This window comes from Mesorhizobium sp. 01N446, assembly GCF_056399285.1.
In genome coordinates this window covers 713,715-740,131 of sequence record NZ_JBFTRA010000002.1, presented here as the reverse complement: position 1 = coordinate 740,131, position 26,417 = coordinate 713,715, and the positions used below count along the sequence as shown (strand labels likewise).

Annotated in this window: 26 protein-coding genes and 1 riboswitch; of the genes, 21 read left to right on the top strand and 5 right to left on the bottom strand. The window is 63.0% G+C overall.

Annotation, left to right across the window (positions count from 1 at the left end; all coding sequences use genetic code 11):
• Positions 1–172: 172 nt before the first annotated feature.
• Positions 173–481, bottom strand: coding sequence for a hypothetical protein (locus AC1DPX_RS11850; protein WP_477236753.1), 309 nt, complete (start codon positions 479–481; stop codon positions 173–175).
• Positions 482–676: 195 nt separating this feature from the next.
• A riboswitch (TPP riboswitch) is annotated at positions 677–790 on the top strand.
• Between AC1DPX_RS11850 and AC1DPX_RS11845 the strand changes: the two genes are divergently transcribed.
• From AC1DPX_RS11845 to AC1DPX_RS11830, 4 genes are all read left to right on the top strand, one after another.
• Positions 781–1,389 (top strand): YkoF family thiamine/hydroxymethylpyrimidine-binding protein, encoded by a 609-nt coding sequence (locus AC1DPX_RS11845; RefSeq protein ID WP_477236751.1) that lies wholly within the window; start codon positions 781–783, stop codon positions 1,387–1,389. (Overlaps the previous riboswitch by 10 nt.)
• 43 nt (positions 1,390–1,432) lie before the next feature.
• Complete coding sequence (locus tag AC1DPX_RS11840; RefSeq protein WP_477236749.1) at positions 1,433–2,251, top strand: ABC transporter permease; 819 nt, start codon at positions 1,433–1,435, stop codon at positions 2,249–2,251.
• Positions 2,248–3,015 carry an ABC transporter ATP-binding protein gene (locus AC1DPX_RS11835; RefSeq protein WP_477236747.1) on the top strand — a complete coding sequence of 256 codons (768 nt, stop codon included), beginning with the start codon at positions 2,248–2,250 and terminating at the stop codon, positions 3,013–3,015. Before AC1DPX_RS11840 ends, AC1DPX_RS11835 begins: the two co-directional genes overlap by 4 nt.
• Positions 3,008–4,024 carry an ABC transporter substrate-binding protein gene (locus AC1DPX_RS11830; protein ID WP_202358916.1) on the top strand — a complete coding sequence of 339 codons (1,017 nt, stop codon included), beginning with the start codon at positions 3,008–3,010 and terminating at the stop codon, positions 4,022–4,024. Before AC1DPX_RS11835 ends, AC1DPX_RS11830 begins: the two co-directional genes overlap by 8 nt.
• Before the next feature lie 42 nt (positions 4,025–4,066).
• On the opposite strand, the gene AC1DPX_RS11825 is transcribed toward AC1DPX_RS11830, so the two are convergent.
• Complete coding sequence (locus AC1DPX_RS11825; RefSeq protein ID WP_477236745.1) at positions 4,067–8,851, bottom strand: tetratricopeptide repeat protein; 4,785 nt, start codon at positions 8,849–8,851, stop codon at positions 4,067–4,069.
• 208 nt (positions 8,852–9,059) lie between these two features.
• Here AC1DPX_RS11825 and AC1DPX_RS11820 point away from each other — a divergent pair, with 208 nt between their 5' ends.
• The 4 genes from AC1DPX_RS11820 (at position 9,060) to AC1DPX_RS11805 (ending at position 12,316) form a co-directional block, all read left to right on the top strand.
• A complete protein-coding gene (locus AC1DPX_RS11820; RefSeq protein ID WP_202358918.1) occupies positions 9,060–9,755 on the top strand; it encodes a methyltransferase family protein in 696 nt (231 codons plus the stop codon).
• A gap of 517 nt (positions 9,756–10,272) precedes the next feature.
• Complete coding sequence (locus tag AC1DPX_RS11815; RefSeq protein ID WP_202358919.1) at positions 10,273–10,926, top strand: hypothetical protein; 654 nt, start codon at positions 10,273–10,275, stop codon at positions 10,924–10,926.
• 292 nt (positions 10,927–11,218) lie between these two features.
• Positions 11,219–11,383, top strand: coding sequence for a DUF3309 family protein (locus tag AC1DPX_RS11810; protein WP_202359378.1), 165 nt, complete (start codon positions 11,219–11,221; stop codon positions 11,381–11,383).
• A 447-nt stretch (positions 11,384–11,830) separates the two neighbouring features.
• The gene (locus AC1DPX_RS11805) at positions 11,831–12,316 is read left to right on the top strand and encodes a pyridoxamine 5'-phosphate oxidase family protein (RefSeq protein ID WP_477236743.1); all 486 of its coding nucleotides are present in this window, start codon (positions 11,831–11,833) and stop codon (positions 12,314–12,316) included.
• A 6-nt stretch (positions 12,317–12,322) separates the two neighbouring features.
• On the opposite strand, the gene AC1DPX_RS11800 is transcribed toward AC1DPX_RS11805, so the two are convergent.
• From AC1DPX_RS11800 to AC1DPX_RS11790, 3 genes are all read right to left on the bottom strand, one after another.
• The gene (locus AC1DPX_RS11800) at positions 12,323–13,393 is read right to left on the bottom strand and encodes a sensor histidine kinase (RefSeq protein WP_477236742.1); all 1,071 of its coding nucleotides are present in this window, start codon (positions 13,391–13,393) and stop codon (positions 12,323–12,325) included.
• Positions 13,394–13,576: 183 nt separating this feature from the next.
• Entirely contained in the window at positions 13,577–13,870 is a 294-nt protein-coding gene (locus AC1DPX_RS11795; RefSeq protein WP_477236740.1) for a hypothetical protein, read from the bottom strand.
• A gap of 134 nt (positions 13,871–14,004) precedes the next feature.
• Positions 14,005–14,262 carry a hypothetical protein gene (locus AC1DPX_RS11790; RefSeq protein ID WP_202358923.1) on the bottom strand — a complete coding sequence of 86 codons (258 nt, stop codon included), beginning with the start codon at positions 14,260–14,262 and terminating at the stop codon, positions 14,005–14,007.
• 141 nt (positions 14,263–14,403) lie between these two features.
• On the opposite strand from AC1DPX_RS11790, the gene AC1DPX_RS11785 reads away from it, so the two are divergent.
• From AC1DPX_RS11785 to AC1DPX_RS11725, 13 genes are all read left to right on the top strand, one after another.
• Positions 14,404–15,129, top strand: a complete 726-nt coding sequence (locus AC1DPX_RS11785) for a GntR family transcriptional regulator (RefSeq protein WP_477236738.1) — start codon at positions 14,404–14,406, stop codon at positions 15,127–15,129.
• Positions 15,130–15,132: 3 nt separating this feature from the next.
• Positions 15,133–16,161, top strand: a complete 1,029-nt coding sequence (locus AC1DPX_RS11780) for an ADP-ribosylglycohydrolase family protein (protein ID WP_477236736.1) — start codon at positions 15,133–15,135, stop codon at positions 16,159–16,161.
• Positions 16,158–17,135, top strand: a complete 978-nt coding sequence (locus tag AC1DPX_RS11775; RefSeq protein WP_477236734.1) for a PfkB family carbohydrate kinase — start codon at positions 16,158–16,160, stop codon at positions 17,133–17,135. Before AC1DPX_RS11780 ends, AC1DPX_RS11775 begins: the two co-directional genes overlap by 4 nt.
• Positions 17,136–17,174: 39 nt before the next feature.
• On the top strand, positions 17,175–18,236 hold the full coding sequence (locus AC1DPX_RS11770; RefSeq protein WP_477236732.1) for an ABC transporter substrate-binding protein: 1,062 nt from the start codon (positions 17,175–17,177) through the stop codon (positions 18,234–18,236).
• 67 nt (positions 18,237–18,303) lie between these two features.
• Entirely contained in the window at positions 18,304–19,173 is an 870-nt protein-coding gene (locus AC1DPX_RS11765; RefSeq protein WP_023690767.1) for an ABC transporter permease, read from the top strand.
• Positions 19,173–19,961 carry an ABC transporter permease gene (locus AC1DPX_RS11760; RefSeq protein ID WP_202359379.1) on the top strand — a complete coding sequence of 263 codons (789 nt, stop codon included), beginning with the start codon at positions 19,173–19,175 and terminating at the stop codon, positions 19,959–19,961. Before AC1DPX_RS11765 ends, AC1DPX_RS11760 begins: the two co-directional genes overlap by 1 nt.
• Positions 19,961–21,025, top strand: coding sequence for an ABC transporter ATP-binding protein (locus AC1DPX_RS11755; protein ID WP_477236730.1), 1,065 nt, complete (start codon positions 19,961–19,963; stop codon positions 21,023–21,025). Before AC1DPX_RS11760 ends, AC1DPX_RS11755 begins: the two co-directional genes overlap by 1 nt.
• Before the next feature lie 73 nt (positions 21,026–21,098).
• Positions 21,099–22,349 carry an aconitase X gene (locus tag AC1DPX_RS11750; protein WP_477236728.1) on the top strand — a complete coding sequence of 417 codons (1,251 nt, stop codon included), beginning with the start codon at positions 21,099–21,101 and terminating at the stop codon, positions 22,347–22,349.
• Entirely contained in the window at positions 22,346–22,789 is a 444-nt protein-coding gene (locus tag AC1DPX_RS11745; RefSeq protein ID WP_477236726.1) for an aconitase X swivel domain-containing protein, read from the top strand. Before AC1DPX_RS11750 ends, AC1DPX_RS11745 begins: the two co-directional genes overlap by 4 nt.
• A 99-nt stretch (positions 22,790–22,888) precedes the next feature.
• Positions 22,889–23,977 (top strand): Gfo/Idh/MocA family protein, encoded by a 1,089-nt coding sequence (locus AC1DPX_RS11740; RefSeq protein WP_477236724.1) that lies wholly within the window; start codon positions 22,889–22,891, stop codon positions 23,975–23,977.
• A 57-nt stretch (positions 23,978–24,034) separates the two neighbouring features.
• The gene (locus AC1DPX_RS11735) at positions 24,035–24,949 is read left to right on the top strand and encodes a sugar phosphate isomerase/epimerase family protein (RefSeq protein ID WP_477236722.1); all 915 of its coding nucleotides are present in this window, start codon (positions 24,035–24,037) and stop codon (positions 24,947–24,949) included.
• An 18-nt stretch (positions 24,950–24,967) separates the two neighbouring features.
• Complete coding sequence (locus AC1DPX_RS11730; protein ID WP_477236720.1) at positions 24,968–26,062, top strand: fatty acid desaturase family protein; 1,095 nt, start codon at positions 24,968–24,970, stop codon at positions 26,060–26,062.
• A gap of 14 nt (positions 26,063–26,076) precedes the next feature.
• On the top strand, positions 26,077–26,388 hold the full coding sequence (locus tag AC1DPX_RS11725; protein WP_477236718.1) for a MocE family 2Fe-2S type ferredoxin: 312 nt from the start codon (positions 26,077–26,079) through the stop codon (positions 26,386–26,388).
• The last annotated feature ends 29 nt before the right edge of the window (positions 26,389–26,417 follow it).

The window sequence follows — 26,417 nt, the reverse complement described above, 5'->3', positions numbered from 1 at the left end:
AGTGTGAGCGGTTTTCCGTCCGGAATTGCGTCAAAACAAAGGGTTGGAGCGGTTCGCCGTTTCCATGAAACGGTGGAACGCTCTAAGTGGCTGCGCAACGCTTTGCGATCGTTGGGAGTGATATCGAAAGCCGCCGGATGTCTGGCGGCTTTTTCGTTTTTGGGGCAATAACTTACTTGCCGCAGTTGTTGTCGTTCACGGTGGCCGCCGTCAAATTGCCGTTTGCATCGGTCTGCGCACCTTGCGGGTTGGTCGGGCAATTCCGATCCGCATTGGAGTTCATATCGCCCGGCGCGATGGTCGTGCTGTTGGTTGTTGCCGGATCGACCCAATTGGGCGAAGCTGGCGTGCTCGGGTCTACAGTCACCGACTGGCCGCTGCCGCCCGACCCATCCATGCCGTTTGCGGCGTTGCCTTGCGCCATCGCTGAAGTGGCAAGCGCAATGGTGAACGCCGAAGCCGCGAGGATTTTCATGAACATGGTTGTGTCTCCATTTCTGTGAACTCGTCGTGTTGCGACTGGTGGGACAACCTCTCGGCTCGGCGAAGATTCCCCATAGAATTGCGACTGCGCGGCATCGTCAGAGTCCGCGCAATGGTCAGAGCTGGTGCAACACTTTTGGCCCAGTGCGCTGAAAAAACGGCTTCCCCTTCCGTTCGAATGGTGCTTTAACGCGCTCATCCACAGGGGTGCTCCGTACGGTCGGGGCTGAGACGGGGGCGGCAAGCCCACAGACCCTAGAAGCTGATCTGGGTAATACCAGCGGAGCGAGGCGGGCGATGTTTTCAGGCGCACAGATTTCCCTATATCCCATGGCCGACGATTTCGTCGGCGTCATCTTGGGCGCGCTCGGTGCGCTCGATCCCTACCGGGACAGGCTGAGGATCGAGACCGACGACATCTCGACCTTGCTTGTCGGGCCACCTGAAGTGTTGTTCCCGGCGCTGCGCGACCTGTTCGTGTCGGCGTCGCAGAGCGGCAAGCATTGTGTGCTGTCGGCCGCCATTTCGCGCGGTTGCCCGGGCGAGCCGGACGATCCGATCTGCCGGTCCGACGCGTTTGGCGGGCCAGTCGGGCCGCTCGGTCCGCGCAAGGAGGCCGCCATCGCCGCCGTGCGAGATGCTGCCACCACCGGCCAGCCGGCGGCGGCGCAATTCTCGCTCTATGTGATGGGCACCGGCGACCACATGGACGAGATCTATGGCTGCATCGATTTCCTGAAACAGTCCGGCGTCTATGATCGCTCCAAGAATTTCTGCACCAAACTGCGCGGCGATAGCGGGGCGATCTTTTCGGCGCTGAACGAAGCCTTCTGCCGCTTCGGGCCGGGCGCCGGTCACGTAACCCTCGACGTCACGGTTTCCGCCAACAGCCCCACCGCTGTCTGAACAGAACGCGTTTTCTTCGCGCGGCCGTCAAGGTTGTTCTATCGTGCTCTCATCGTCATCCAGCCGCCCGCGGCAGCTCGCGGGCTACTTCACCAAGGCGGCACCAGCCGTGATGTCGGTCGGGCTGCTGCTCGTGGCCTGGGAACTCTACGCCACCTATTCCGGCATCAAGCCGACGATCCTGCCGGCGCCCTCACGCGTCTTCGAGCAGGCGATGCTCAATCGCGAGGCGCTGATCGGCAACGCCATTCCCACCATCCGCGCGACGCTGATCGGCTTTGCCTGCTCGCTGGGGGCCGCCTTCGCGCTGTCGATGCTGGTCGACTTCTTCCAGCCGCTGCGGCGCGCGCTGTATCCCGTCTTCATCATCAGCCAGACCTTGCCCCTGGTGGCGATCGCGCCGTTGGTGGTGCTGTGGTTCGGCTTCGGTTTGGCGCCGAAGATCATGCTGGTGGCGCTGGTCACCTTCTTCCCGATGCTGGTGGCCCTGGTGCAGGGCTATGAGGCGACCGAGGTGGAGATCGGCCAGATGCTGCGCGCCATGGGTGCAGGGCGCTGGCGCTTCTTCGTGCTGGCGCGGCTCCCTTCGGCACTACCCTATTTCTTCGCGGGCTTGAGGATCTCCATCACCTATGCCGTGGTCGGCGCCATCTTCGCCGAATATGCCGGTGCGGCCAAAGGGCTGGGCATCTACATGCTCAACGCCAAGAACAATTTTCGCCCCGATCTGGTGCTTGCCGCGGTCGGTGTCAGTGCGGCGCTCACGCTGATCCTGTTTGGGCTGACGGTGCTCTTGCAGCGCCTCGCCATGCCCTGGGAGCGGGCTGACCGGCAGCCGGCAGGGAAGGGGCCGTGGCAATGAGCCGGCTCGAATTGCGGCATGTGCGCAAGGCGTTTGGCGGGCTCGACGTGCTTGCCGACATTTCGCTTAGCGTCGGTGCCGGCGAATTCGTCTCGATCCTTGGGCCTTCGGGCGCCGGCAAGTCGACGCTGTTCCAGCTTCTGACCGGTGCCGAGCATGGCGAGGGCGAGATGTTCTTCGACGGCACGCCGCTCGACGACCATGGCCGGCATTTCGCGTTCATGCCGCAGCGCGACGCGCTGATGCCGTGGCGGCGTATCCTCGACAACGCGACGCTCGGGCTCGAAGTGCAAGGCATCGGGCGCAGGGCGGCGCGGGCGCGTGTCGCGCCGTTGTTTGCCGAGTTCGGGCTTGCCGGCTTCGAGCAGCATTTTCCGGCACAGCTTTCGGGCGGAATGCGTCAGCGCGCGGCGCTGCTGCGCACGGTTGTGCAGGAGCGCGACATGCTTTTGCTCGACGAGCCGTTCGGTGCGCTCGACGCACTGACCCGTGCGGCCATGCAGCGCTGGCTCGAGCGGATGTGGCGGCATCACAACTGGACGGCGCTGCTGATCACGCATGATGTGCGCGAGGCCGTGTTCCTGTCCGACCGCATCTACGTGCTGTCGGCGCGCCCGGCCCGTGTGCTGCGTGAAATCAGCGTGCCATTGCAGCGCCCGCGCGATCCGACCGGCGCCGCCGCGTGGCAGGCCGGCGCACTCGAGGCCGAGATCCTCGACATTTTGCTCAACCCGCAACCATCCAAAGGACATGACCATGACTGACCTGACGCGCCGGCAGGCTTTGCTGCTCACGCTTGCCAGCGGTGTTCCGCTGATCGCCGGAGCGAGCCGCTCCTTCGCGGCAACGCAAAAAGTCACCGTCGCGCTGGACTGGACGGTCAACACGAACCACGTCGGGCTGTTCGTGGCGCGCGATAAGGGGTTTTACCGTGAGGCCGGCCTCGAGGTCGACATTCTGCCCTACAGCGACACCGGCGCAGGCACGCTGGTCGCCAACCGCGTTGCCGATTTCGGCATAAACGGCACCATCAGCCTGTTCACCCAGAAGACCGCCGGCGCCGATTTGAAGGCCGTCTACGCCGTGGTGCAGTCGGAAACCGGCCGCGTGGTCTTCAACGCGGCGCGCAGCGAGATCAAAAGTCCCAGGGATCTTGACGGCCTGACCTATGGCGGTTTCGGCAGCGCCTGGGAAAACGCGCTGATCTCGACCATCATCCGCCACGACGGCGGCAAGGGCAATTTTGAGACGGTGACGCTCGGCACCTCCGCCTATGAAGCGCTGGCCAACGGCTCCGTCGACTTCACACTCGAGGTGTCGACCTGGGAGGGCGTCGAGGCCGAACTCAAAGGCATCAAGCAGCGCGGCTTCGTTTATGCCGATTACGGCGTGCCCGATGAGCACACGACGCTGATCTCGTCGAGCGAAGCCTATCTCCAGGCAAACCCGGCACTGGCCTCGGCCTTTGTCCAGGCAACGCGGCGCGGCTATCAGTTCACCGTCGATCATCCCGGGGAAGCCGCCGCGCTGCTGATCGCCGCCAACAAGGATGCCCTGACCAATCCGGCATTGATCGAGGCGTCGCTGAAGGCGCTGATCGACGGCCACTATCTGCGCGCGGAAAACGGCGCCATCGGCACGATGGATGCCGCCAAGATGGATGCGATCGGCGACTATCTCTTCAAAGCAGGCATCTTGCGTGACGCCGATGGTAAGGTTCTCGCGCAGCGCCCTGATTTCACGGGGTATTTCAGCAATTCAACGCTGGGCTAGGCTGCTGCGGTCCGAGCCCTAAGGTTCCGCGAGCCATCCGAGCTAGTTTGCGTCTAGGGCTGCAGCCTTCTTGCGGTCGGCTGCTGCCCGCTTGTGGTTGCCCTTGGCTTCCCAGGCCCGGCTTCGTGCTTCATAGAGACTGGCAAAGTTGGGATCGAGCTTGATGGCCTTGCTGAGGTCGGCAATGGCCCCGTCGTAGTTTGCCCTGGTTGTCCGGATCACCCCCCGGCCATAGTAACCATAGACGTTATTGTGATCGAGGCTTAGCGCCTTTTCGAAATCGCCGTAGGCGCGGGCGTCGTCATGATTTCCCATCCGCACGAGTCCGCGATCGGCATAGACCTTGGCTTCGGTAGGGGCGAGCTCGATGGCCTTGTCGTAGTCGCTAAGTGCCCTGTCGTAATCCTCTTTCAAGGCATAGTTCTGGGCGCGGCCGTAATAGGTCGCGGCATAGGTCGGATCGAGCGCGATCGCCTGGTTGTAGTCGGCGATGGAGCGATCGTAGTCCTGCTTGGCATTCCAGGCCAAGGCGCGGGCGAAATAGGCGTCATGGAATGCGGGATCAATGGCAACCGCCTTGTCGAACTGCACGATGGCGCCGTCATAATCGTCCTTCCCAAGCAGCGTCTGACCCTTGGTGAAAAACGCCTTGGCGGTCTTCGGAACGGTATTGCGCGATGCGCCCGAACCGGTGGCTGAATTGCTTGCGACCGCCGCATCGCGCTCCTTGCGGGCATCGGCATAGTTTGGGTCGAGGCGCAGGGCTTCATCGAGATCGGCGATGGCGCGGTCGTATTTCCGCTTCTTGTTCCAGCAGAAACCGCGATTGTACCAGGCTTCCGCGTCGGTCGGCCGCAGGCCGATCGCCTTTGTGGAATCGGCAATGATGCGATCGCAATCATGTTTGGCGGCCCAGCCGCGGCTGCGCAGTATATAGGCGTCCGCATTATTGGGCTGTATCGAAATGATCGTGCTCAGATCCGCGATGGCGCGGTCGATGTCGCCCCTCTGCTGCCAGAGCGAGGCACGATAGAAATAGCTGTCGATGAAGTTCGGGTCGAGTTCTATTGCCTTGTTGTGGTCCGCCATCGCCCGGTCGGGATCGCCCTTCAGCGCGAAGGTGAAGCCGCGTAAACTATAGGCGCGGGCGTTGGATGGGTCGGCAGCAACTGCGATATCGTATTGTTCGATGGCCCGGTCGAACTGTTTTTGAGAGCGCCAGATCGTGCCCGACTCGATGGCATCTTCGGCCACCTTCTTTTGAAGCTGACCGGCCTGTGCGGAGGCGGGCGCTTTCGCCTTCGCCGCCACTGCGACCTTGCGGCCTTTGCGGGCGATGGCCAGCTTTGGATCGAGCTTGAGCGCCTGGTCGAAGTCGGCGATGGCTTGGTCGTAGTCGCCCTTGGCGAACCAGGCGCTGCCACGCCCGAAATAGGCAGGCGCGTAGCCGGGTTCGATTTCGACCGCGCGATTGTAGTCGGCGATGGCGCGATCCAATTCGTTCTTCTTGTCCCATGCAATGGCGCGGCCGAGGTAAGCGTCGAAATAGGTTGGATAGAGCTCGATGACTTTGCCGTAATCGTCGATAGCGCCATCGTAATCACCCTTCTCGGCACGTGAAAGTCCTCGTCCGACATAGGCGGCGGCCTTCTTTGGATCGAGCGCGATGGCGCGGCTGTACTCGGCGATGGCGCGATCGTATTTGTGCTTTTTGTAGAATGCATCGCCGCGATCCATGAAAGCCCTGAATTTCTTGGGATCCGATCCGACGGCAGCCGGCCCGGCGCCGCCCTTCTTCAGGGCGGCCACGGCCGCTTTGCGGGCGACCGCGTAGTCCGTATTGCCCGGATAGAACCTTATCGCCTGATCGAAGTCGGCAATGGCGCCGTCATAGTCCTTGCTGTCGGCCCGTTCTACGCCGCGCCCGTAATAGCTGGGGGCATCCTCGGCATCGATCTCGATCGCCGCCGAATAGGCCGTGATCGCGCGCTGGGCGTCGCCCTTCACGTGCCAGGCCATGCCCATGCAGAAATATGCATCCAGCACCTTCGGATCGAGCGTGGCGGCCCGGCCGCAATCGGCAAGAGCACCTTCAGCATCTTCGGTCGTGGCCTTGGCCATGCCCCGGCGAACATAGGCAGAGACCAGATTCGGGAGGCGCTTGATCACCTGGTCGTAGTCGTCAATCGCCCGATCGTAGGAACGCTTGGCGTGCCAGGCTTTGCCGCGGCCGAAATAGGCAAGGGGGCTGTCGGGGTCGAGCGCGATCGCCTTGCCATAGGTAGCGATCGCCTGGTTATACTTGCCGGCATCCGACAGGCCGTCGCCGTGCTGCACAGCGGCCAGGACGCGCGGGTCGGTCGCCTGAATGAGCTCGGCCATCTCGGCGGTCAAAAGCTTGCGATCGGACTTGATATCGTTGCCGGCGTCCTGCTGAACCGTAGGTTCGGTGCCGGGCTGCAACTCGGCTTTCGCTGCCACCGCCGCCTTGCGGCTGATGAGATAGTCGGCATTGGCCGGATCGAGCTTGATCGCCTGGTCGAAATCGGCAATGGCGCCGTCATAGTCCTTCCTGCCGGCTAGGGTCATGCCACGCCCATAATAGCTCGCGCCATCCTTCGGATCGATCTCGATCGCCACGGAATAAGCGGCGAGCGCACGGGCAGCGTTGCCCTTCGCCTGCCACGCCATGCCCTTGCAGAAATGTGCGTCGCGCGCCTTTGGATCGAGCGTGGCGGCTCTGTCGCAATCGGCGAGAGCGCCATCGACGTCGCCAAGGGCGATCTTGGCGAGACCCCGGCGAAAATGCGCCGCGGCAAAATTGGGGGCGCGTTCGATGACCTTGTCGTAGTCGGCGATCGCCTGCTGGTAGGCGCGTTTGGCGGCCCAGGCCTTGCCGCGGCCGAAATAGGCGAACCGGTTGTTCGGGTCGAGCGCCATCGCGTGGTTGTAGGCGCCGATCGCCTGATCGTACTTGCCCATGTCCAGGAAGGCATCGCCCCCAAGGATCGCTTCCAGGGCCTGAGGGTCGGTCGCCTCCAGGGTCCTCGCGGCCAGCGTGTCCTGCGTGGCCGTTAGATCGGGAACGACGGCTGGCGGCGTCGGCTGTTGCGTGTCCGGCAACGGTGGCGGTTTGCCGTGGTTACCCGCAACCTGTCCACTGCAGCCTCCCGCCCATTTTGGATCGAGTTCGGCGGCGCGGCGGCAATCCGCCGCTGCACCGACCATATCGCCCTTCAGTGTCCTGGCGCCGGCCCGGCTGAAATAGGCTTCAGCGCTCTCGGGATCGAGGCGGATCGCCTTATCGAGATCGAGCAGTGCCCCGTCGACGCCATATTTTGCGAGGCGCGCCTCGGCGCGTTCGAGCAGGATTTTTGCGGCTGCCGGGTCCCTCCCTGTGGCAACCGACGGAGCTGTTTCGCCCGGGGCGTGTTGGCTGCAAGAGCCTGCGCGCTTCGGGTCGAGTTCGATGGCGCGCCGGCAGTCGGTGGCGGCAGTGGCGTAATTTCCCTGGGATGCCTCGGCAAGCGCCCGGTCGTAGAAGTCCTCGGCGTTGTAAGGATCCAGCTGGATCGCAAAGCTGAATGAATCTATCGCGCCTGCGACGTCGCCTTGCACCTGCTGTTCCAGTCCCCGTTTGAGATTCCCGGCAACGAGTTCGGAGTGATCCTCGTTGGGGTATAGTTGCAGCGGTTCGTACACAGGGGACGCGGCAGGCTTGGGTGTCTGCGGCACGGCCTTCGCGCCCACCGGCCCCGTGTCGCAGCCACCTGCCTTTTTCGGATCGAGCTCGACGGCCTTTTGGCAATCGGCGGCCGCGCCGCTGGCGTCGCCGCTGCGGGTGCGCACCAGGGAGCGACCGAAATAGGCCCTGGCATAGTTCGCATCAAGAGCGATCGCTCTGTCGAAATCGGCTATGGCGCGATCGTTGTTGCCTTTGCTTGCCCACGCTACGGCCCGGTAATAGTAACCGTCGCTACCAGCGGCATCGAGTTCGATTGCCTTGCTGGTGTCGGAAATCGCGCGTATCCAATTGTTCTTGCCAAGCCAGGCGGCACCGCGGCCGGCATAGGCGTCGGCGTTATTTGGATCGAGGCCCAGCGCAACGTCATAATCGGCGATGGCGGGATCGAATTCGCCCGTGGCGGCGCGGGCAATGCCGCGGTTGATATGGACGATCGCGTCCTGCGGATCGATGCGGATCGCCTCGTCATATTCGGCGACGGCGCGCACCAGGTCGTTCTTCCTGTCCCAGGCGATCCCGAGGCTGGCATGCGCCTTGCCGTTGCCGGGATCGGCCTCGATCGCCTGCTGAAAATCGAGAATGGCCGCATCGGTCTTGCCTTTGCGCAGGAAGGCGGCGCCGCGGCTGGAATAAGCATCGCTGGACGATGGTTCCAGGCTGATGGCGATGTTGAAATCCGCGATAGCCCGCTCGTCATCCCCCTTGTCGTACCAATCGGCTCCCCGGTTGAAGTATGGCGAGGCCTGTTTTGGATCGAGCGCGATCGCCTCGCTGTAGTCCGCGATCGCTCGATCTTGATCCTGCCTGTCGTCCCAGGCGACGCCTCGATAGAAGTAGGCCATGACGCGGATGCGCGTCATCTCCGCGGTGTCCTCGGCAATCGGCGTGCAGGCGGCGAGGCGCTTGTCCGGCTCGATGTCCTTGCCGATGCAGGTAGCATAATCCTTCTCAGCCGCGAGCGCCGATATGTTGAGGGCAAGAATGACCGCGAGCCCAGCCAACAGCCGGCTGGGCGAAAGCTTGATCGGCACAGGCAATCCGATCGCGACGGCAGGCAGCCGTGCGCCTCTCCAGCTCGCCATATCGCTGGTCCTCCCCCCCAAAAATCCTGGTCCGCCTCAGCGGTTAATCCGAGTATTGTTCCTTATTTGTTCCAAAAATGCAAGCATAAATTGTAGCGCCGTCGAAACATGCATGCTCCACGCAAATTCCGGTTGGCATCTTTCCGATCTTGCCGGTTAACCCCCCGGCAATGGTTGCGTGCAATGGTCCCTTCGAGGGATCACCGGGGTGCTTGCGTTGCTCACGTCAAAAAGTGAAGCGTTATCGCATAACAATGAGGGCGGATTTTTCTCCGCCGCGCGAAGGCATGACATACTGGTCGACCTGCGTGAAGGCTTCTTTCGCCTCTGTGCGCTGGCCTGCGCGGGGCTGTTCGTCTATCGCGGCGTGTCTCAGCTCGTGGAGGATCCGACCAGGCTCAACGCCGCGCTGGTGGCGATTTCCGAGATACTCACTTTCACCTGGCTGCTTCTGTCGCGGCGCCCGGTGACGCGTGACTGGAACCCGCTTACCGTCATCGTCTCCGTGACCGCCAGTTTCGGTGTTGCGTTGATCAGCCTCCAGCCTGGCATCGCGCTTGTTCCCGTCTATTTCGCCGCGCCGCTGCAATTCGTTGCGCTGTTGTTTGTCATCTGGGGCAAGATATCGCTTGGCCGTTCCTTCGCCATCCTGCCTGGCAATCGCGGCGTGATGACGGGCGGCGCCTACCGGATCGTTCGGCACCCGATCTATGCCGGCTACCTCGCCGGCCATGTGCTTTATCTGCTGTCGGCCTTTTCCTTCCATAATCTCGCGGTCTATGCGGTCATCACCTATATGCAGCTGTACCGTATCCTGCGCGAGGAAGCGTTGCTGGCCGCCGAGCCGGAGTATCGCGCTTACATGGAACGTGTGCGCTACAGGCTGTTCTACCGGGTATTCTGAGGGCAACACGGTAAGAAGCCGGGGGTGGTCGATCCTGTTTGGGATTGGCTACAGAGCTTGCCCGAGCGGGTCACCGCTTCACAGAAACCCTGACCGTTTTATCTCCTTGTGTTGACACATCCCCCCGTGAAGCTGGTCCCGTTTTCCTGAAATTGCTGACGCGCGCTGGGTGTTTCAGCTTGCTGACAGGCGCGGCCCATCCTGAGCAGTGAATGCTCCCCGATTTTCAGGGCCAGACGCTGGCGGGGATGTATGCCGGCAACAATGCGAGTAGGCCCCAGGAATCGGTTTTGGTTTGGCAATGACGATTTATATCGATAATATCGTCTTGAAATAGAAAATATCTTTTACATGTGTATTATAGTTTTATTACTATAATAGTCTTTGAGTTTTATCAACAAAAACCATCGCTTTAGCAAGCTTCTGCGATTTGAAACCGAATCTCACCTGCCACGTAGCTGAATCTGCAATCGGCTTTGCGCCGACTGCCTTAGCGCAACGACAACAGGAGAGTGTTATGGCTTTCACCATCAGAACAGTCGCCAATGTGTTAGCGGGTAGTGCAATGGTCCTCGTTCTTTCCATGCCGGCAAGCGCAGCTGGGCTCAGCGTCGGCGCCTCGGTGGGCGGCAGCGGCGGCGTCAATGCCGGCGTCGGCGCTTCGGTCGGCGGCAGCGGTGGCGTCAACGCTGGTGCCGGCGCTTCTGTCGGCGGTTCCAGCGGCGTCAGTGCCGGGCTTGGCGCCAATGTCGGAGGTAGTGGTGGCATCAATGCCGGCGCAGGCGCCAACGTCGGCGGTTCCAGCGGCGTCAGTGCCGGGCTCGGCGCCAATGTCGGAGGTAGTGGTGGCATCAATGCCGGCGCCGGCGCCAATATCGGCGGCTCGAACGGCATCAGCGCCGGACTCGGCGCCAATGTCGGTGGCACCGGCGGCATCGGCGCCGGTGTCGGCCTGGGCATCGGTGGCGGAACCAATCCCAGCAATTCGTCAAATCCGTCCAACCCGAGCAATCTCTCGAACCCCAGCCATCCGAACCTGTCGAGAGTCGCGGCCCAGATGTCGGACAGCAAGGTGGCGCGCATGAAGAAGCGCTGCGTCGACGTGCTCAGCAGCGAAGGCACCTATGATCGCGATCTGCGCCAGCTCTGCCTGCTGATTGCCCGCCGCTGAGGATGAGCACCGCCAGGAACGCGAGTGCAGAACCAGCCGTGAGGCTCTGACCGCACTCTCCTGGCCTCCGGCCGGTCGGAAGCCCGCCATGTCGGCGGGCTTCTGCGGATTCAGTGATTTCGAGACCCTGCCGGGACGATCAGGCCTTTTCGTTTCCGGCAAACTTCCTTTCCACGCGCATGCCCTGCCGCGATCGGGCGGAACAGTAGGGCTGCTCGAACGTTCTCGTCTTCGAAACACCGCGTCCGGCGGTGCTCAAACCGGCGATCAAGCGCCCACAGGAGCGGGAACCATGAGCTTAGGCACGATACTCATCATCATTCTTGTCATTGCGCTGCTTGGCGGCTTCAGCGGCCTCGGCGGCGGACCGTTCTATGGAACGGGTTACTATGGCGGCGGCGGGCTGGGGCTCTTGCTGCTGATCATCATCATCCTTGTCGTGCTTGGGCGCATCTAGCTGACCCGCAAGTCGTCGGGGGTGATCGCGATCTCGTGACCCCGGCGAGGCCGGGGCGCAACGGATTGTGATGAAAGCTCGCCGGCTTGTGATCCTGTGTCCAGCAGGATTCGCATATGGTGATTTCGGTCCACACCCCCCGTGGAAACAAGAGGAGAGGGTCCCACCCCTTCATCCTCCTCCAAGGCCCGCTCCGGCATCCCGGAGCGGGCTTTCGCGTTGAAGCCGGGGGAACCGGCTTGCGTCGAGACAGTTGAGTTTGCGGAAGGCTGCCCAATGTCCAGAAGGACAGTCCGCGAAATTCGCGATGATCTTCACGTCATGGGGGGATCGCGGCCACATCGAAACCACCCAGGGCGTAGAGGCCTTGATCGGCATCGCGGACGCAGAGGCTATCAAAGTGATACGCCGCATCGATCGCGGGGCCTGAACAGGAAGAAGGATTTGATGAACATCAAGGAGATGACGCGGCAGGACTGCGTCGCCCTTTTGAAGACGCAACGCCTTGGTCGCCTGGCCTGCGTGCGTGATCAAAAACCCTATGTGGTGCCGGTCCATTTCGCCTACGGCGAGAGTTCTATTTTCAGTTTCTCGCTTCCCGGCAGGAAAGTCGACTGGATGCGGACCAATCCCCATGTCTGCCTTCAGGTCGACGACGTCGGCGGTGTCAATGGCTGGAAGAGCGTCGTGGTGGAAGGCGTGTTCGAGGAGTTGCCCAAAGCGCCTGATGCGGATGCCGGCATGACCGGTGTCGAAAGGATGACTGTTCCGGTCGATAGCGACCGCCAGCTTGCCTGGTCGCTTCTTGCCACGCATGCGAATTGGTGGGAGCCGGGAGCACTGAAGCCCGGCGATACTCTGGCGCCCTCGGGCAGCCATCCGTTCTATCAGATCAGGATCGAGACGATGTCGGGAAGGCAGGCCTCGTGGTAGCGGTTCTTACGCCGCGCGCGGCACCCGTGACGTGAATGTTGCCCGGGTGACCGAGACGCTTGTGCCGTCGGTGTCGCTGATGGTTTCCACCCGGGCATCCAGCTGCCTCACCAACGCCTCGACGATGGCTGTTCCAAGCCCCTTGCTCGGCACGTCATTGGCGATCTTGCCGACGCCGTTGTCCGAAACAGTCAATTTCCAGTCGCTGCCTGCTGTCTCGAAGGTAACCTGGATACGGGCGCCGGTCTTCTCCTGCGGGAAGGCATATTTGATGGCGTTGAGGACAAGTTCGGTGACGATCAGGCCGAGGCTGACGGCACGATGCGAGTCAATCCTGCCGTCCTCCGCCGCAACGGTGACCTCGATCGGCTGGGTCTCGCCGATCATTGACGAAGCGAGGCTGCCGCACAGCTTCGAAAGGTAGGAGCCGACATCGATCTCGTCGACGCCGATCGAGGTGTGGAGATGGCGCTGCACCTCGGCTACGGACAGCACGCGCTGATGAGCATCCTTGAGATGCTGGCGCGTCTCTTCCGAGGTAACCGAGCGTGCCTTCAGCAACAGGATGCTGGCGATGATCTGCAGGCTGTTGGCAACCCGGTGCTCCATCTCGCGTAGCAGCACGTCCTTCTGCTGGAGCAGATCCTCGGTGCGGCGCAGCAGCTCCTCCTTTTCCCGCTCGATGACCCGGCGGGCGGTGATGTCATTGAAGGCAAGCAGGATGGTGACGGCGGGGCTGTGGTCGTAAAGCACCTTGCGGGCGTTGAGCAGCATGGTGCGGCGGCCGATCCTCGGGAAATCATGCTCGACCTCGAAGCCGTCCATGGCGGTTTTCTCAGGGATGATCGTCTCCAGTAGCAGGCGAAGTGCGGGAATATCCCACTGGCCGTCGCCGAGCGCGTAGAGCAGCGTACCCTGCGTCTGCGCAGGGTCGACCTCGAATGTCTTGTAGAAGGACCGGCTGGCTGCCAGTACACAAAACCGCTCGTCGAGCACCAGGAATGGTTCGGTGATCGTGTTGACGATCGCCTGCGCCAGCGTTTGCGCATCGTGGATATTCGCAATGGGTTGAAACATGGGCAAAGCCAGACGAGCGGCGTTCTGCCGCTCCAAGGATTGACGCTACACCTTTGCTGAACCGTTGTCGCGAATTGAATCCGCCAGCGGCTGCGTCGTTGGCCTATCGCCGAAAGGATAAGGCGGGCACGGGGCCCGCCTTGTCCAAATGGTCGATCGGGCCTGAGCCCAAATCGCGGTGCGTCAGTTCGCGCCGCCGAGCTGCTTGGTCATCTTGCAGAAATTGTCATGCGACTTGGCAATGGCCTCATCGCCGCATTCCTTCATCATGCCTGCGCGATCTTCTTCCTTCATGGCCATCCAGGCAGTCTTGAATTCCGCCTCGGACTTCATGGTCTTCATGCCGGCATCTGTGAAGAACGGCGCCATCTTTGCCGGGTCATCGAGCGCCGACGTTCCGGTGCTGCCGCCTGCGAGCGCCGAACCGGTCATCATTGCAAGCGCCATCGCGCCCATCGTGAGCATCTTGAAGTTCATCTGGGAATTCCTCTCTGTCGAGGTCATTGGAATAAACGACCTGCAGATAAACGGGTCTGCGAGAAAACTGTTCCTTCATACGAACATAAATTAAGATCGCTTTTTATTTTCTCGCCCCTACACGGGATGGCCGCCTACTCCATGTCCGGCACGTCGCCACTGACAAACAGCGTTGTCGGCGTGCCGTAGTCGCCAAGTGTCGGGTCGGCATCGCGGCTCCATGCGATGACGCCGACATGTTTTGCCGCGAGAGCCCTGGCGGTGCGTATGGCGCGGTCTTCACTCTGCTGGTCGGCTGGGCCGAAGGCCGGAAACAATTCACCGTCCTCGCCGCGATCGAACGCGACCACCACGATCAGCTTGGGATTTTTACGCTCTGTTGAATGGGACACAGGTTGCTCCTTCGACGCAGAACCTATCACACCGCCGGCAATCCGCAGTGAGGTGTTTGATCTGTCTCGGTATCGCATTGACAGGACAGGCGCGGCCATATATTGAACAGGACTATACAGGTTCACTGAACAGGTATGGATATGAAGCGACGCGCGGTTCAATTGTCTCCCGGCACGGGCAAGCCCGAGCAGATCGCGACCGTTCTGGAACATGAAATCCGCTCCGGTGTGCTCGGCTTCGGCGACCGCCTGCAAAGCGAGAACGAGCTCGTCCAGCGCTTCTCCGTCAGCCGCAACACCGTCCGCAAGGGCCTCGAGGAACTGTCCAGCCGCGGGCTTATCACCACCAAGGTCGGCATCGGCTCCTTCGTCACCTTCGACGGCAAGCCGGTTGACGATTCGATTGGCTGGTCGCGGGCTCTGGCCAATGCCGGCGCCAACGCCGAGACGAGGACGCTGCGGCTGGAGGTCATCGAAGACGCCGACCTTGCCGCGCTGCTTGACATCGAAAGCCCGTTCTTCATCGCTGTCGACCGGGTGCGCACCAATGCCAGCGACGGCCATGCGATTTCCATCGAGCGCAGCCGCCTGCCGCTGTCGCCGGAGCTCGAGGATGTGCCCCTGCGCGGCCTGCGCGAAGGCTCGCTGCACCAGACGCTGCGCGGCGCCGGCCTCATCCCCGACCATGGCGAGGAATGGGTCGGCATCGAAATGCTCAACGCCGAGGACGCGGCCATCCTGGGCTGCCCGCAAGGCACGCCTTTCCTGCGTGGCCGCCGGCTGACGCGCGCGGCCGACGACCGGCCGATCGAATATGTCACCAGCCTGCTCAATCCCGCGCATTTCGCGCTGCATATGAGGTTCTGAGCGATGGCGGACACGCTTGATCGCGCCATGGGCGCGCTTGTCGGCGGGGCGCTGGGAGACGCGCTCGGCATGCCGACGCAGCTCTTGTCGCCGGCGCGCATTGCCGAACTCTACGGCCATGTCGAGGATTTCGTCGCGCCCTTCGCCGAACATCCGGTGTCCAAGGGACTTCTGGCCGGCACCATCACCGACGATACCGAACAGGCGCTGCTGCTCGGCCGTATTCTGGTCGAATCCGGCCAGCGGTTCGACCATACGCGGTGGGTCAACGCGCTTCTCGACTGGGAGCGCGAGGTCAAGGCGCGCGGCAGCTACGATCTGCTGGGGCCATCGACCAAGCGCGCCATCGACGCCATCAACAATGGGGTGCCGGCCGATGAAGCCGGGCGCAGCGGCGACACCAATGGGGCTGCCATGCGCATCGCGCCGGTCGGCATCATGATGCCGCTGGAGCCGCTCGACGCGTTCGTCGCCAAGGTGGCCGAGACCTGCCGCGCCACGCACAACACCTCGATCGCCATAGCCTCGGCCGCGGCGGTCGCGGCCGCCGTCAGCCGCGGCGTTGCCGGGGATGACTGGCGCGCCGCATCCGACAGCGCCGTTGCGGCGGCGAGGCGAGGGGCGACGCTTGGCCATTGGGTGACCGGCGGCGACATCGCCGCGCGTATCGTCTGGGCACAGGATCTGGTGCGCGGCAAGGCGACGGGGGATGCGATCCGGCTGATCACAGATCTGGTCGGCACCGGCGTCGCCAGCCAGGAATCGGTTCCGGCGGCCTTCGCCGTGCTGGAAGTCGCCGCCGGGGATCCCTGGCAGGCGGCGGTGATCAGCGCCAATCTCGGCGGCGACACCGACACGATCGGCGCCATCGCCGCCGGCATGGCCGGCGCCTGCACCGGCTTTTCACTGTTACCGCGGCAGCATATTGACCGGCTTGTCGGCATCGACATGTCGGAGGTGCGCGCGCTTGCCGCCGATCTCGTGGCGGCAAGGGTGGCCAAGGCCGGCCCGGGCAAGGACGCGGCGGCATGAGCGGGCGTCTCGTCCATATCGGCAGCGCGGTGGTCGACTATGTCTACCGCATCGACGCCTTGCCGGCGCCGGGTACCGAAAAGACAGCATCGAGCTTTGCCCAGGTCGCCGGCGGCGGCTTCAACATGATGGTTGCGGCCAGACGCACCGGCATGACGGTGGTGTTCGGCGGCCAGCTCGGCAGCGGGCCGAATGGCGATTTTTTGCGCGCAGCCTTCGCCGCCGAGGGCATCGAGACGCTGACGCCGCCATCGCCCGTGATGGACAGCGGCAACTGCGTCGCCATGATCTCGAGCGATGCCGAACGCACCTTCGTCTCATGGCCGGGCGCGGAGAGCGTTCTCACCCTCGACATGATGGCGCCGGTATCGGTGACACCGGGCGATTGGGTGTTCACCTCAGGCTATACGCTGAGCTATGTGGGCAGCCGCGACGCGCTTACTGATTGGATCGAGGCGCTGCCGGCAAACATTCCTTTCGTCTTCGACCCGACGCCGGTCATTTCTGAGATTCCGCGTCCCATCCTGTCGCGCGTGCTTGCCCGCACCACATGGCTGAGCTGCAATGCAGCAGAAGCCGCCGAGATTGCCGGCCCAGGTGATGTCGAGGCGCTTGCGGCGCGGCTGCTTGGCGACCATTGCCCGCAGGCTGCCGGTATCGTCATCCGCTCCGCCGCCAAGGGCTGCCATGTCAGGCTGGCCGACGGCACGGCGCAGACCGTCGCCGGGTTCAAGGTCGATGCCATCGATACCAACGGCGCCGGCGACACCCATATCGGCGCTTTCGTCAGTGCGTTGGCGCGCGGCGTGCATCCGTTCGACGCGGCGCGCTACGCCAATGCGGCGGCGGCCATTTCGGTCACCCGCCATGGCGGTTCATCGGCGCCGACCGATGCGGAAATCCAGACTTTCCTGAGCCAGGCCGCCGCGAGCGGCGCGCCAAGCCGGACAAAGAAGGCCCATCAGACAGCCTGACAAGCCCCGCCAAGCGGGCAAACAAAGAGAGGAACCAACATGCGCATGCCAAGACTGACTGCTCTCTTGACGGCGACCGCCGTCTTCACCACCGCACTCACGCTGGCCGCCAGTGCCGCCGAGGTGCATGTGCTCAACTGGAAAGGCTACGGCGCCGACGAGCCCTGGGCTGTCGCTGCCTTCGAGAAAGCGACCGGCAACAAGGTCGTCAACGACTTCTTCAATTCCGAACAGGAAATGCTGACCAAGATCCGGACCAATCCGGGGCTTTACGACGTGGTCATGATCAACGCCGCTTTCAATGACCAGGCGATGGCGGAAAAACTGATTCAGCCGATCGATACTTCGAAACTGCCGAACTATGCCGACATCAGCAAGGACAAGGCAGGCTCGCCGATGCTCGACCATGACGGCAAGGTCTATGGCGTGCCATGGGTTTGGGGCCTGACGGCGCTCGCCATCAACGAAAAGTCGTTCGACAAGCCGCCGACGTCGATCGCCGAAATGTGGGACCCCGCGCATAAGGGCCGCGTCGTCATCCGCGACGACGCCGTCGAGGCGGTGCAGTTCGGCGCCATCGCGACCGGCCAGAACATCAACGACATCAAGGATATGGATGCGGTCAAGACGAAGCTCACCTCGCTGATGCCGCAGATCAAGACCTTCTGGAGTTCGGAGAACGACTGGAACCAGATGGTCGCTTCCAACCAGATCGACATCGGCACTTACTGGAGCGGCTCGGCCGATCGCGCCAAGACGCACTTCAAGCTGCCGGTTTCGCTGGTCATTCCGCAGGAAGGCGCCGTCGCGTGGCTCGATGCCTTCTCCATCCCGGTCGGTTCCAAGAATGTCGAAGGCGCGCAGGCCTTCATCAACTGGATGATCGACCCGAAATTCTACGTCGAATGGGTGACCAAGGTCGGCGCTCCGGTTTCCGCCAACACCAAGGCAGTGGAGGCGCTGCCCGAAGATGCCTTCAACCGCAAGGTGATGGGCGATCCAGAGGTCGCCAAGCGCATCCAGTTCCAGGCACCGATCACCGACGCCCAGCGCGAGGCCTATCTGGCGCTCTGGCAGCAGCTCAAGGTCGACGTGAAGTAAAGTTCACGTCTGGACCAGCCGGCGGTTCGCGCCGGCTGGTCCTTCAATCCTGGGGAGGAGTGTATCGATGGCAGTACAGGGCGCGGTCGCGTCGCGCAGCGGGCTGAGATCGGCTCTGCCGTTGCTGGCGCCGGCCTATCTCTGGCTGACGGTGGCGATCTTCCTGCCGCTGTCGGCCATGGTCTTCTTCTCCTTCATGACCGACCTGCCGCTGTCGGGAAAGCCCTGGGCTTTCACGCTTGGTAACTATGCCGCCTTCTTCTCGCAGAGCCTCTACCTGACATTGCTGCTCGCTTCGCTGCGCCTCGGCCTTGAAGTGACGCTGTGGTGCGTCGTCATCGGCTATCCCGCGGCTTACGTGCTCGCCAAAGTGCTGAAGGGGCGCAGCCGCGAGGCGATCTTTCTCCTCGTCATCCTGCCGTTCTGGTCGAACGGGCTGGTGCGCATCTTCTCCTGGGCGATGGTTTTGCGCGAGGGCGGCATCCTCGATACGGCGCTCAACGCCGTGCTGCCGTTCAAGATCAACATCGATCTCATGTATTCCTACCCGGCCGTCATCATCGGCCTGGTGCACTCCTACGTGCCTTACATGGTGCTGACCTGCTACCTCACTCTGCAGGCGATCGACGACTCGCTGATCGAGGCCGGGCGCTCGCTCGGCGCCTCGCGGCTGCAGGTGCTGAAGCGGGTCATCATCCCGCTGTCGATGCCGGGACTGGTGGCGGGGGCGGCGCTGATCTTCGTGCCTGTCGTCGGCTCGTTCATGGAGCCGCGCATCCTTGGCGGCCGAACCGGCACTTTCTACGGCACGGTCATCGAGGACCAGTTCGTCGCCGTGTTCAACTGGCCGCTGGGGGCGGCGCTGTCCTTCATCCTGCTCGCCGTCGTGCTGGTCATTCTGGCCGTCGCCTCGCCGGTGTTGCGGAGGGCCGCGTGATGAAGACCAACCGCATCCTCGAAGGACTGGGCCGGTTCTACATCTTCCTGCTGCTCGCCTTCCTCTATCTGCCGATCATCATCATGGCGCTGATGTCGTTCAACGTCTCGCCCTTCTACCAATTGCCGTTCGAATGGACGACCGAGTGGTACGCTTCGCTGTGGCAGAACGACCAGCTGATCGCGGCCACCTGGAACAGCCTGGAAATCGCAATCATCACCACGCTCATCAGCGTGGTTCTCGGCTCGGCGGCGTCGCTGGCGCTTTACCGCTATGAATTCCGCGGCAAGAAGGTGCTGCAGGCGCTGCTCTTCCCGCCGATCGCCATTCCGTGGCTGATCACCGGCACGGCGATGCTGATCTTCTTCTTCGGCGTCGGCATCGGGCGCGGCCTGTTCGCCATCCTGCTCGGCCATGTCGCGCTGGCGCTGCCCTATGTCATCGTCGTCGTTTCGGCGCGGCTGCAGACTTTCGCGCCGGAGCTGGAAGAGGCGGCGCGCTCGCTCGGCGCCAACCAGTGGCAGGTGACAATGCGCGTGACGCTGCCCTGGATCATGCCGGGCGTCATCGCCGGCGGGCTGTTCGCCTTCGCCGTGTCGTTCGACCAGTTCGTCGTCTCCTACTTCCTGTCGACGCCCGGCCAGACGACGCTGCCGGTCGAAATCTATGCCGCGATCCGCAAGGGTTTCACGCCCGAGATCAACGCGGTCTCGACCATCATCATTGTCGTGTCGATGGCGCTGATGCTGCTCACGGCGCGCTTCTTCAAATTCGGCGGAGAGAAATAATGGCCGGCGTGCAGGTATCCAACGTCTCCCGCAGTTTTGGCGCCCACAAGGCACTGGACGATGTCTCCATCGATTTCGCCGATGGCGGCTTTTATGCACTGCTCGGACCATCGGGTAGCGGCAAGACCACGCTGCTCAGACAGATCGCCGGTTTCGATTTTCCCGATACCGGCCGCATTTCCATCGGCGGCGAAAGCGTGGAACGCGTGCCGGTCGAGAAACGCCGCATCGGCATGGTGTTCCAGAACTACGCGCTGTTTCCCAATATGAGCGTCGCCGACAATGTCGCCTTCGGCCTGTCGGTGCGCGGCGAGGCCAAGGCGGTGATCGCAGCGGAAGTGCATCGTGCGCTCGACCTCGTGCAATTGGGCAAGCTCGGCGGCCGACGGCCGCACCAGCTTTCCGGCGGCCAGCGCCAGCGTGTTGCGCTGGCGCGCGCCATCGTCACCAAGCCGCGCGTGCTGTTGCTCGACGAGCCGCTCGGCGCGCTCGACAAGGCACTGCGCGTCGACATGCAGATCGAGCTCAAGCGCATCCAGCGCGAGATCGGCATCACCACCATCTTCGTCACCCACGACCAGGAAGAGGCGCTGACGATGAGCGACCGCATCGGCATATTGCGCGATGGCAGGCTGGTGCAGGAAGGGCCGCCGGAAGAGATCTACGACCGGCCGAAGAGCGAATTCGCCGCGACCTTCCTCGGCGACGCCAACATTTTTCGCGGGGATTCGACCGGCAACGGCATTCGGCTGCCGGACGGCACGGCGATCGCGGCGGGAGTCGGGCCAACTCTTGCCGCCGGCGCCAAGGCGAGCTGCGCCGTGCGGCCGGAACGCATCCGGATTGCCACCGATGCCGGGGCTTCGGATGGCGATGTGAACACGCTGAAGGGCCAGGTTTCCAAGCGCATCTTCGCCGGCAACAACAGCACCTATTTCGTCGAGCGTGCCGGCCAGACGCTGAAGGTTATCGTGCAGAACACCGGCGCCGACAGGCTGGCGGAAGGGCAGGATGTGGTGCTGCGCTGGTCGCCGGAAAGCACGGTGTTGATTGCTGCGAGCTGATCCTCGTTCTGGCTCTTGCCAGATGGCACGCAATAAGGAACAGCATAGCCGCGCATAAGCCCGGAGTTTTCCGATGACGCTGGAATTGACGGCGCACGACCAATCCATGCTCGACGGCGAGCAAGGCCCATCCGCCGCTGCCGCCATGAAAATCCTCGCCGCCTTTTCCAAAGCGATCGGCGCGCGCGGCCTGCTCGACATCACGGGCGCCCACATCGATGGTTGCCTCTACCACGGCAAGGCCGGGCTCGATTTCGTCGAACGGCTAGTCGAAGGCGGCGGGCGCGTGCAGGTGCCGACGACGCTCAATGTCGGCTCGTTCGACCTTATCCATCCCGGCATGGTGAAGATGCCGGTGGCGGAGGAGGTGCCGGCGCGGCGGCTGATGAAGGCGCATATGGAGCTTGGCTGCCAGGCGACCTTCACTTGCGCGCCCTACCAGACACGCTTCCGGCCGGAATTCGGCCAGCAGATCGCCTGGGGCGAATCCAACGCCATTGTCTTTGCCAATTCGGTGATTGGCGCACGCACCAACCGCTATGGCGATTTCATCGATCTGTGCTGCGCCATGACCGGACGCGCACCGGCCTGGGGCCTGCATCTCAGCGAAAACCGGCGTGGCCGCATCCTGTACGAACTGGACATCGCCGGGGCCGAACCAAGCGACAGCCTGTTCGTCGGCGTCGGGCTGATCGTCGGGCAAGCCAGCGGTGACCGCATTCCGGTCATATCAGGCCTGCCGCAACCACGCGACGAGGATCAGTTGAAAGCGCTGGGTGCGGCGGCCGCGACAACCGGTGCCGTGGCGCTGTTCCATGCGGTCGGCATCACGCCGGAGGCCGGAATCCTCGACGAAGCGTTCCACGGCCACGCGCCGCAAGAGACGATCCGCATCACCCAGGCAGACATCGACCACGCGCTGTCCAGATTGTCCGGAGTGGCTGACGGGGCGCCGCTGGCAGCCGTGTCGCTGGGCACGCCGCATTTCTCGCACGAGGAGTGGACGCGCCTGTTGCCGCTGCTGCGTGAGGCAGCGCCGGGCAGGGGCATACCGATCTACGTCAACACCGGGCGCGCGACGCTGACGCGGCTGCAGGAGGAAGGGGCGCTGGCCGGCATGGAGGCGTTCGGCCTGATCCCGGTCGCCGACACCTGCACCTATGTCACCTCCATCCTCGAACGGCTCGACGGCGTGGTGATGACCAATTCCGGCAAATGGGCGCACTACGCGCCCGGCAATATCGGCGTGACCGTTGCCTTCGCCGAGATGAAGGATTGCATCCGCTCCGCCGCGGTCGGGCATGTCGTGCGAGGCGCCTCATGACGCTGGAGGCCGCAACCGCAGCCGTCGAACGGCTGGGCACTTTCCAACTTGCCGGCGAGGCCGAGGGCCTTGCCCTGGTGTTTTCGCAGCCGCTCAGTTTCTGGGGTGGCATCGACGCCGAGACGGGTGACATAACAGACCATTCGCATCCCGGGCTCGGCCAGAATGTCGTGGGCAAGATCCTGGTCATGCCGAGCGGGCGAGGGTCGTCCTCCTCGTCCTCGGTTCTGGCCGAAGCGATCCGCCGGGGTACCGCGCCGGCCGGTATCCTTCTAGAGCGTCCAGACCCGATCCTGGCGGTGGGCGCCATCGTCGCCGAGTTTCTCTACGACATCCATATGCCGCTGGTGGTCTGCGACATTGCGGGGATTGCTTGCGGCGACAGGATCGCGGTCCGTGTTGGTGAGGAGGGCGAGGCGGTCATCCGTAAAGTCCAGTAGCGGCTCGTTCCTGATGACGGCGGTGATGGGAAATGATGGTGCCGGCCTTGGCTGACCGGCAAGCCGTGGCGCTATATGCTGCCCTCCAGGGAGGAATGGATGGCAGGCACGGATTTCGAACCGGATGTGAAGGTTCGCAGCAGGGAATACCGGATCGGTTGCGTCGGTGCGGGCATGATCATGGCCGAATGCCATCTGGCCGCCTATGCGCAAGCCGGCTTCCCGGTAGTGGCGATCGCCTCGCGGACCAAGGCCAGCGCCGAGAAGGTGGCCAGGCGCTGGGATATTCCGATCGTTCACGATACGCCCGAGCAATTGATCGACGATGCCAAGGTCGAGATCGTCGACCTTGCCTTTCCGCCCGACCTGCAGCCGGCTCTCATCCGTCACGCGCTGAAGCAGCCGCACATCAAGGCGATCCTGGCGCAGAAGCCGCTGGCGCTGTCCGTGGAGGAGGCGGTCAAGCTGCGCGACGAAGCCGCCAACTCCGGCAAGATCCTCTCGGTCAACCAGAACATGCGCTACGACCAGTCGATGCGCGTCCTGAAGCAGATCATCGACAGCGGTGCGCTGGGTGATATCGTCTTCGCCCAAATCGACATGCATGCCATCCCGCACTGGCAGGCTTTCCTCGCCGATTATGACCGGCTGACGCTTGCCAATATGAGCGTGCATCATCTCGACGTATTGCGCTTCCTGTTCGGCGATCCCCAGGAAATCACGACGCTGACGCGCAAGGATCCGCGCACGGCCTTCGACCATTCCGACGGCATCACCGTGTCGACGCTGCGCTTCCCCTCCGGCGTGCTCGCCGTCTCGCTGGAAGATGTCTGGTCCGGCCCGCGTGAAAAGGGCTATCGCGACGACCAGCACATCAACTGGCGTGTCGACGGCACCAGGGGTGTCGCCAAGGGCACGATCGGCTGGCCGACGGGCGTCGCTTCGACGCTGACCTATGCCTCGACGCAGACGACGGGCGGCGAATGGGTGACGCCCAGCTGGGACACGATGTGGTTTCCGCACGCCTTCATCGGCGTGATGGAGCAGCTGCAGCATGCCGTGAAGACGGGCACGCCGCCGGCGCTGTCCGTTGCCGACAACGTCAGGACCATGGCGCTGGTCGAGGCCGGCTATCGCTCGATGGCGGAGTGCCGCACCGTCAGGCTTTCCGAAATCTCGATCAACTGAAGCGGGACCGCGCAATAAGCGTGGCGGCTGAATCGCTTACCGGGAGTAGTTCACATCATGATGCAGGCGGGGATCTTCACCGGCTATTTTCCCTACGAACTCAACGAAGCTGCCAGGCGCATCCGCGCGCTCGGCTTCAACACCGTGCAGCTCGACCTGCATTTCCGCGATATCGATCTCACCGCAGGGCAGATCACCCGGGACAAGGCCAGAAAAGTGCGCGACACGTTCCGCGACCACAATCTGCCGGTCTGCTGCATCTCGGGCTACACCAACATCATCCATCCCGACAAAGTCGAGCGCGAGAAACGCGTCGGCTATCTCAAGGAGATCATCCGCAACGCGCGCGAATTCGGTTCGCCCTACGTGATCTCGGAGACCGGAACTTACAACGCCGAATCCGACTGGGTGCATCACCCCAGAAACAAGACCGAGGAAGGTTTCGAGGAATGCCGCAAGGTGATCTCGGACCTTGCCCAGACCGCCTATGACCATGGCGCGGTCTTCCTGCTCGAAACCTATGTCAACAATGTCGTCGGCTCGGTCGAGGAGACGGTGAGGATGTTCGCGCAGGTCGACCATCCCGGCCTCGGCCTGCTGATGGACCCGACCAATTACTTCGAAGCGCACAACATCGACCGCATGGACCAGGTGCTGAACCAGGTGTTCGACACGCTGACCGACAAGATCCGGATCGCCCATGCCAAGGATGTGAAGCGCTCCGGCAGCGACAAGACGGAAAAGCACGCCGACATCGGCGATCAGGACGCGCATGAGGGGCTGACGTTCCGCGGCGTCGGCGAGATCGAGTTGCCCGCGCCTGGCCTTGGTTCGCTCAACTATGACCTTTACCTCACACGGCTCAGCGAAAAGCACCCGAACATTCCCGTCATCATCGAGCATCTGACCGAGGATGACGTGCCGCGCGCGAAAACATTCCTCGACGGAAAATTCCGCGCCAACGGCCTATAGGGCGCGCGGGAGGCGACGATGACGACGGTGGCCACGACAAAGCGCGACTACAGCCTGGTCGGCGAAAGCACCCGTGCCGCGATCGAGACGGGCCTGGCCTCGGCCGAGTGGTACCACACCGACGTGCCGCGCAAGGCGATGAAGGAGCTTATGCAGCGTTCCGACGGTCCTGCGATCCGCGACACCATCATCTGGCTTGCCGCGATCCTCGGCTCGGCCGCCGGCATCGTCTGGTTCTGGGGCTCGTGGTGGGTGGTGCCGTTCCTGTTCGTCTATGGCGTGCTCTACGGCTCCTCCAGCGACTCGCGCTGGCACGAATGCGGCCACGGCACGGCTTTCCGCACGCGCTGGATGAACGATGTCGTCTACCACATCGCCTCCTTCATGCTGATGCGCAATCCGGTGCAATGGCGCTGGAGCCATGCCCGCCACCACACCGACACCATCATTGTCGGCCGCGACGCCGAGATCGCGGTCATGCGCCCGCCGGACCTGTTGAAGGCGGCGCTGGCCTTCACCGGCATTCTCGATTTCCGCTATTCGCTGCCGACGCTGGTGCGCCAGGCCTTCGGCACGCTGTCGGACGACGAGAAGAGCTACATCCCCGAGATGGAACAGCACAAAGCCGTGGTCGCCGCGCGCTGGCACATGGCCGTGTATGCTGCGACGATCGCTTTGGCGATCGCGCTGGGGTCATGGCTGCCGCTGGTGCTGATCGGCCTGCCGCGCCTCTACGGCACCTGGCACATGGTGACGACCGGCCTGCTGCAGCATATCGGGCTGGCCGACAATGTCGTCGACCACCGGCTCAACACCCGCACCGTCTACATGAACCCGATCAGCCGCTTCATCTACTGGAACATGAACTACCATGTCGAACATCACATGTTCCCGATGGTGCCGTATCATGCGCTGCCCAGGCTGCATGCGCTGATCAAGCACGACCTGCCGGAGCCGAACCCGTCAATGTGGCACGCCTATCGCGAGGTCTGGCCGGTGCTGCTGCGGCAGCTGAAATACGAGGATTATTATCTCAAGCGCGAATTGCCGCCGACGGCCAGGCCCTATCGCGGCGAATTCCATGAGGTCGATATGTCGGCGGCGGCCGAATAGCTGAGGAGACCGATATGGCCGATTGGGTTGAAGCGTGCGCGGTGGACGACATCGAGGAAGAGGATGTCATCCGCTTCGATCATGGCGGCCGGACCTTCGCGGTCTACCGCTCGCCGGATGACGAGTTCTTCRCCACCGACGGCTATTGCACGCATGAGAAGGCGCATCTGGCCGACGGGCTGGTGATGGACGACATCATCGAATGCCCCAAGCACAATGGCCGCTTCAACTACAAGACAGGTGCCGCCAAGGGCGCGCCGGTCTGCATCAATCTCGCGACCTATCCGGTCAAGATCGAGGCCGGTAAGGTGATGATCCAGATCTGACGGGCGGCAACCGATCCAGCATCACAAAG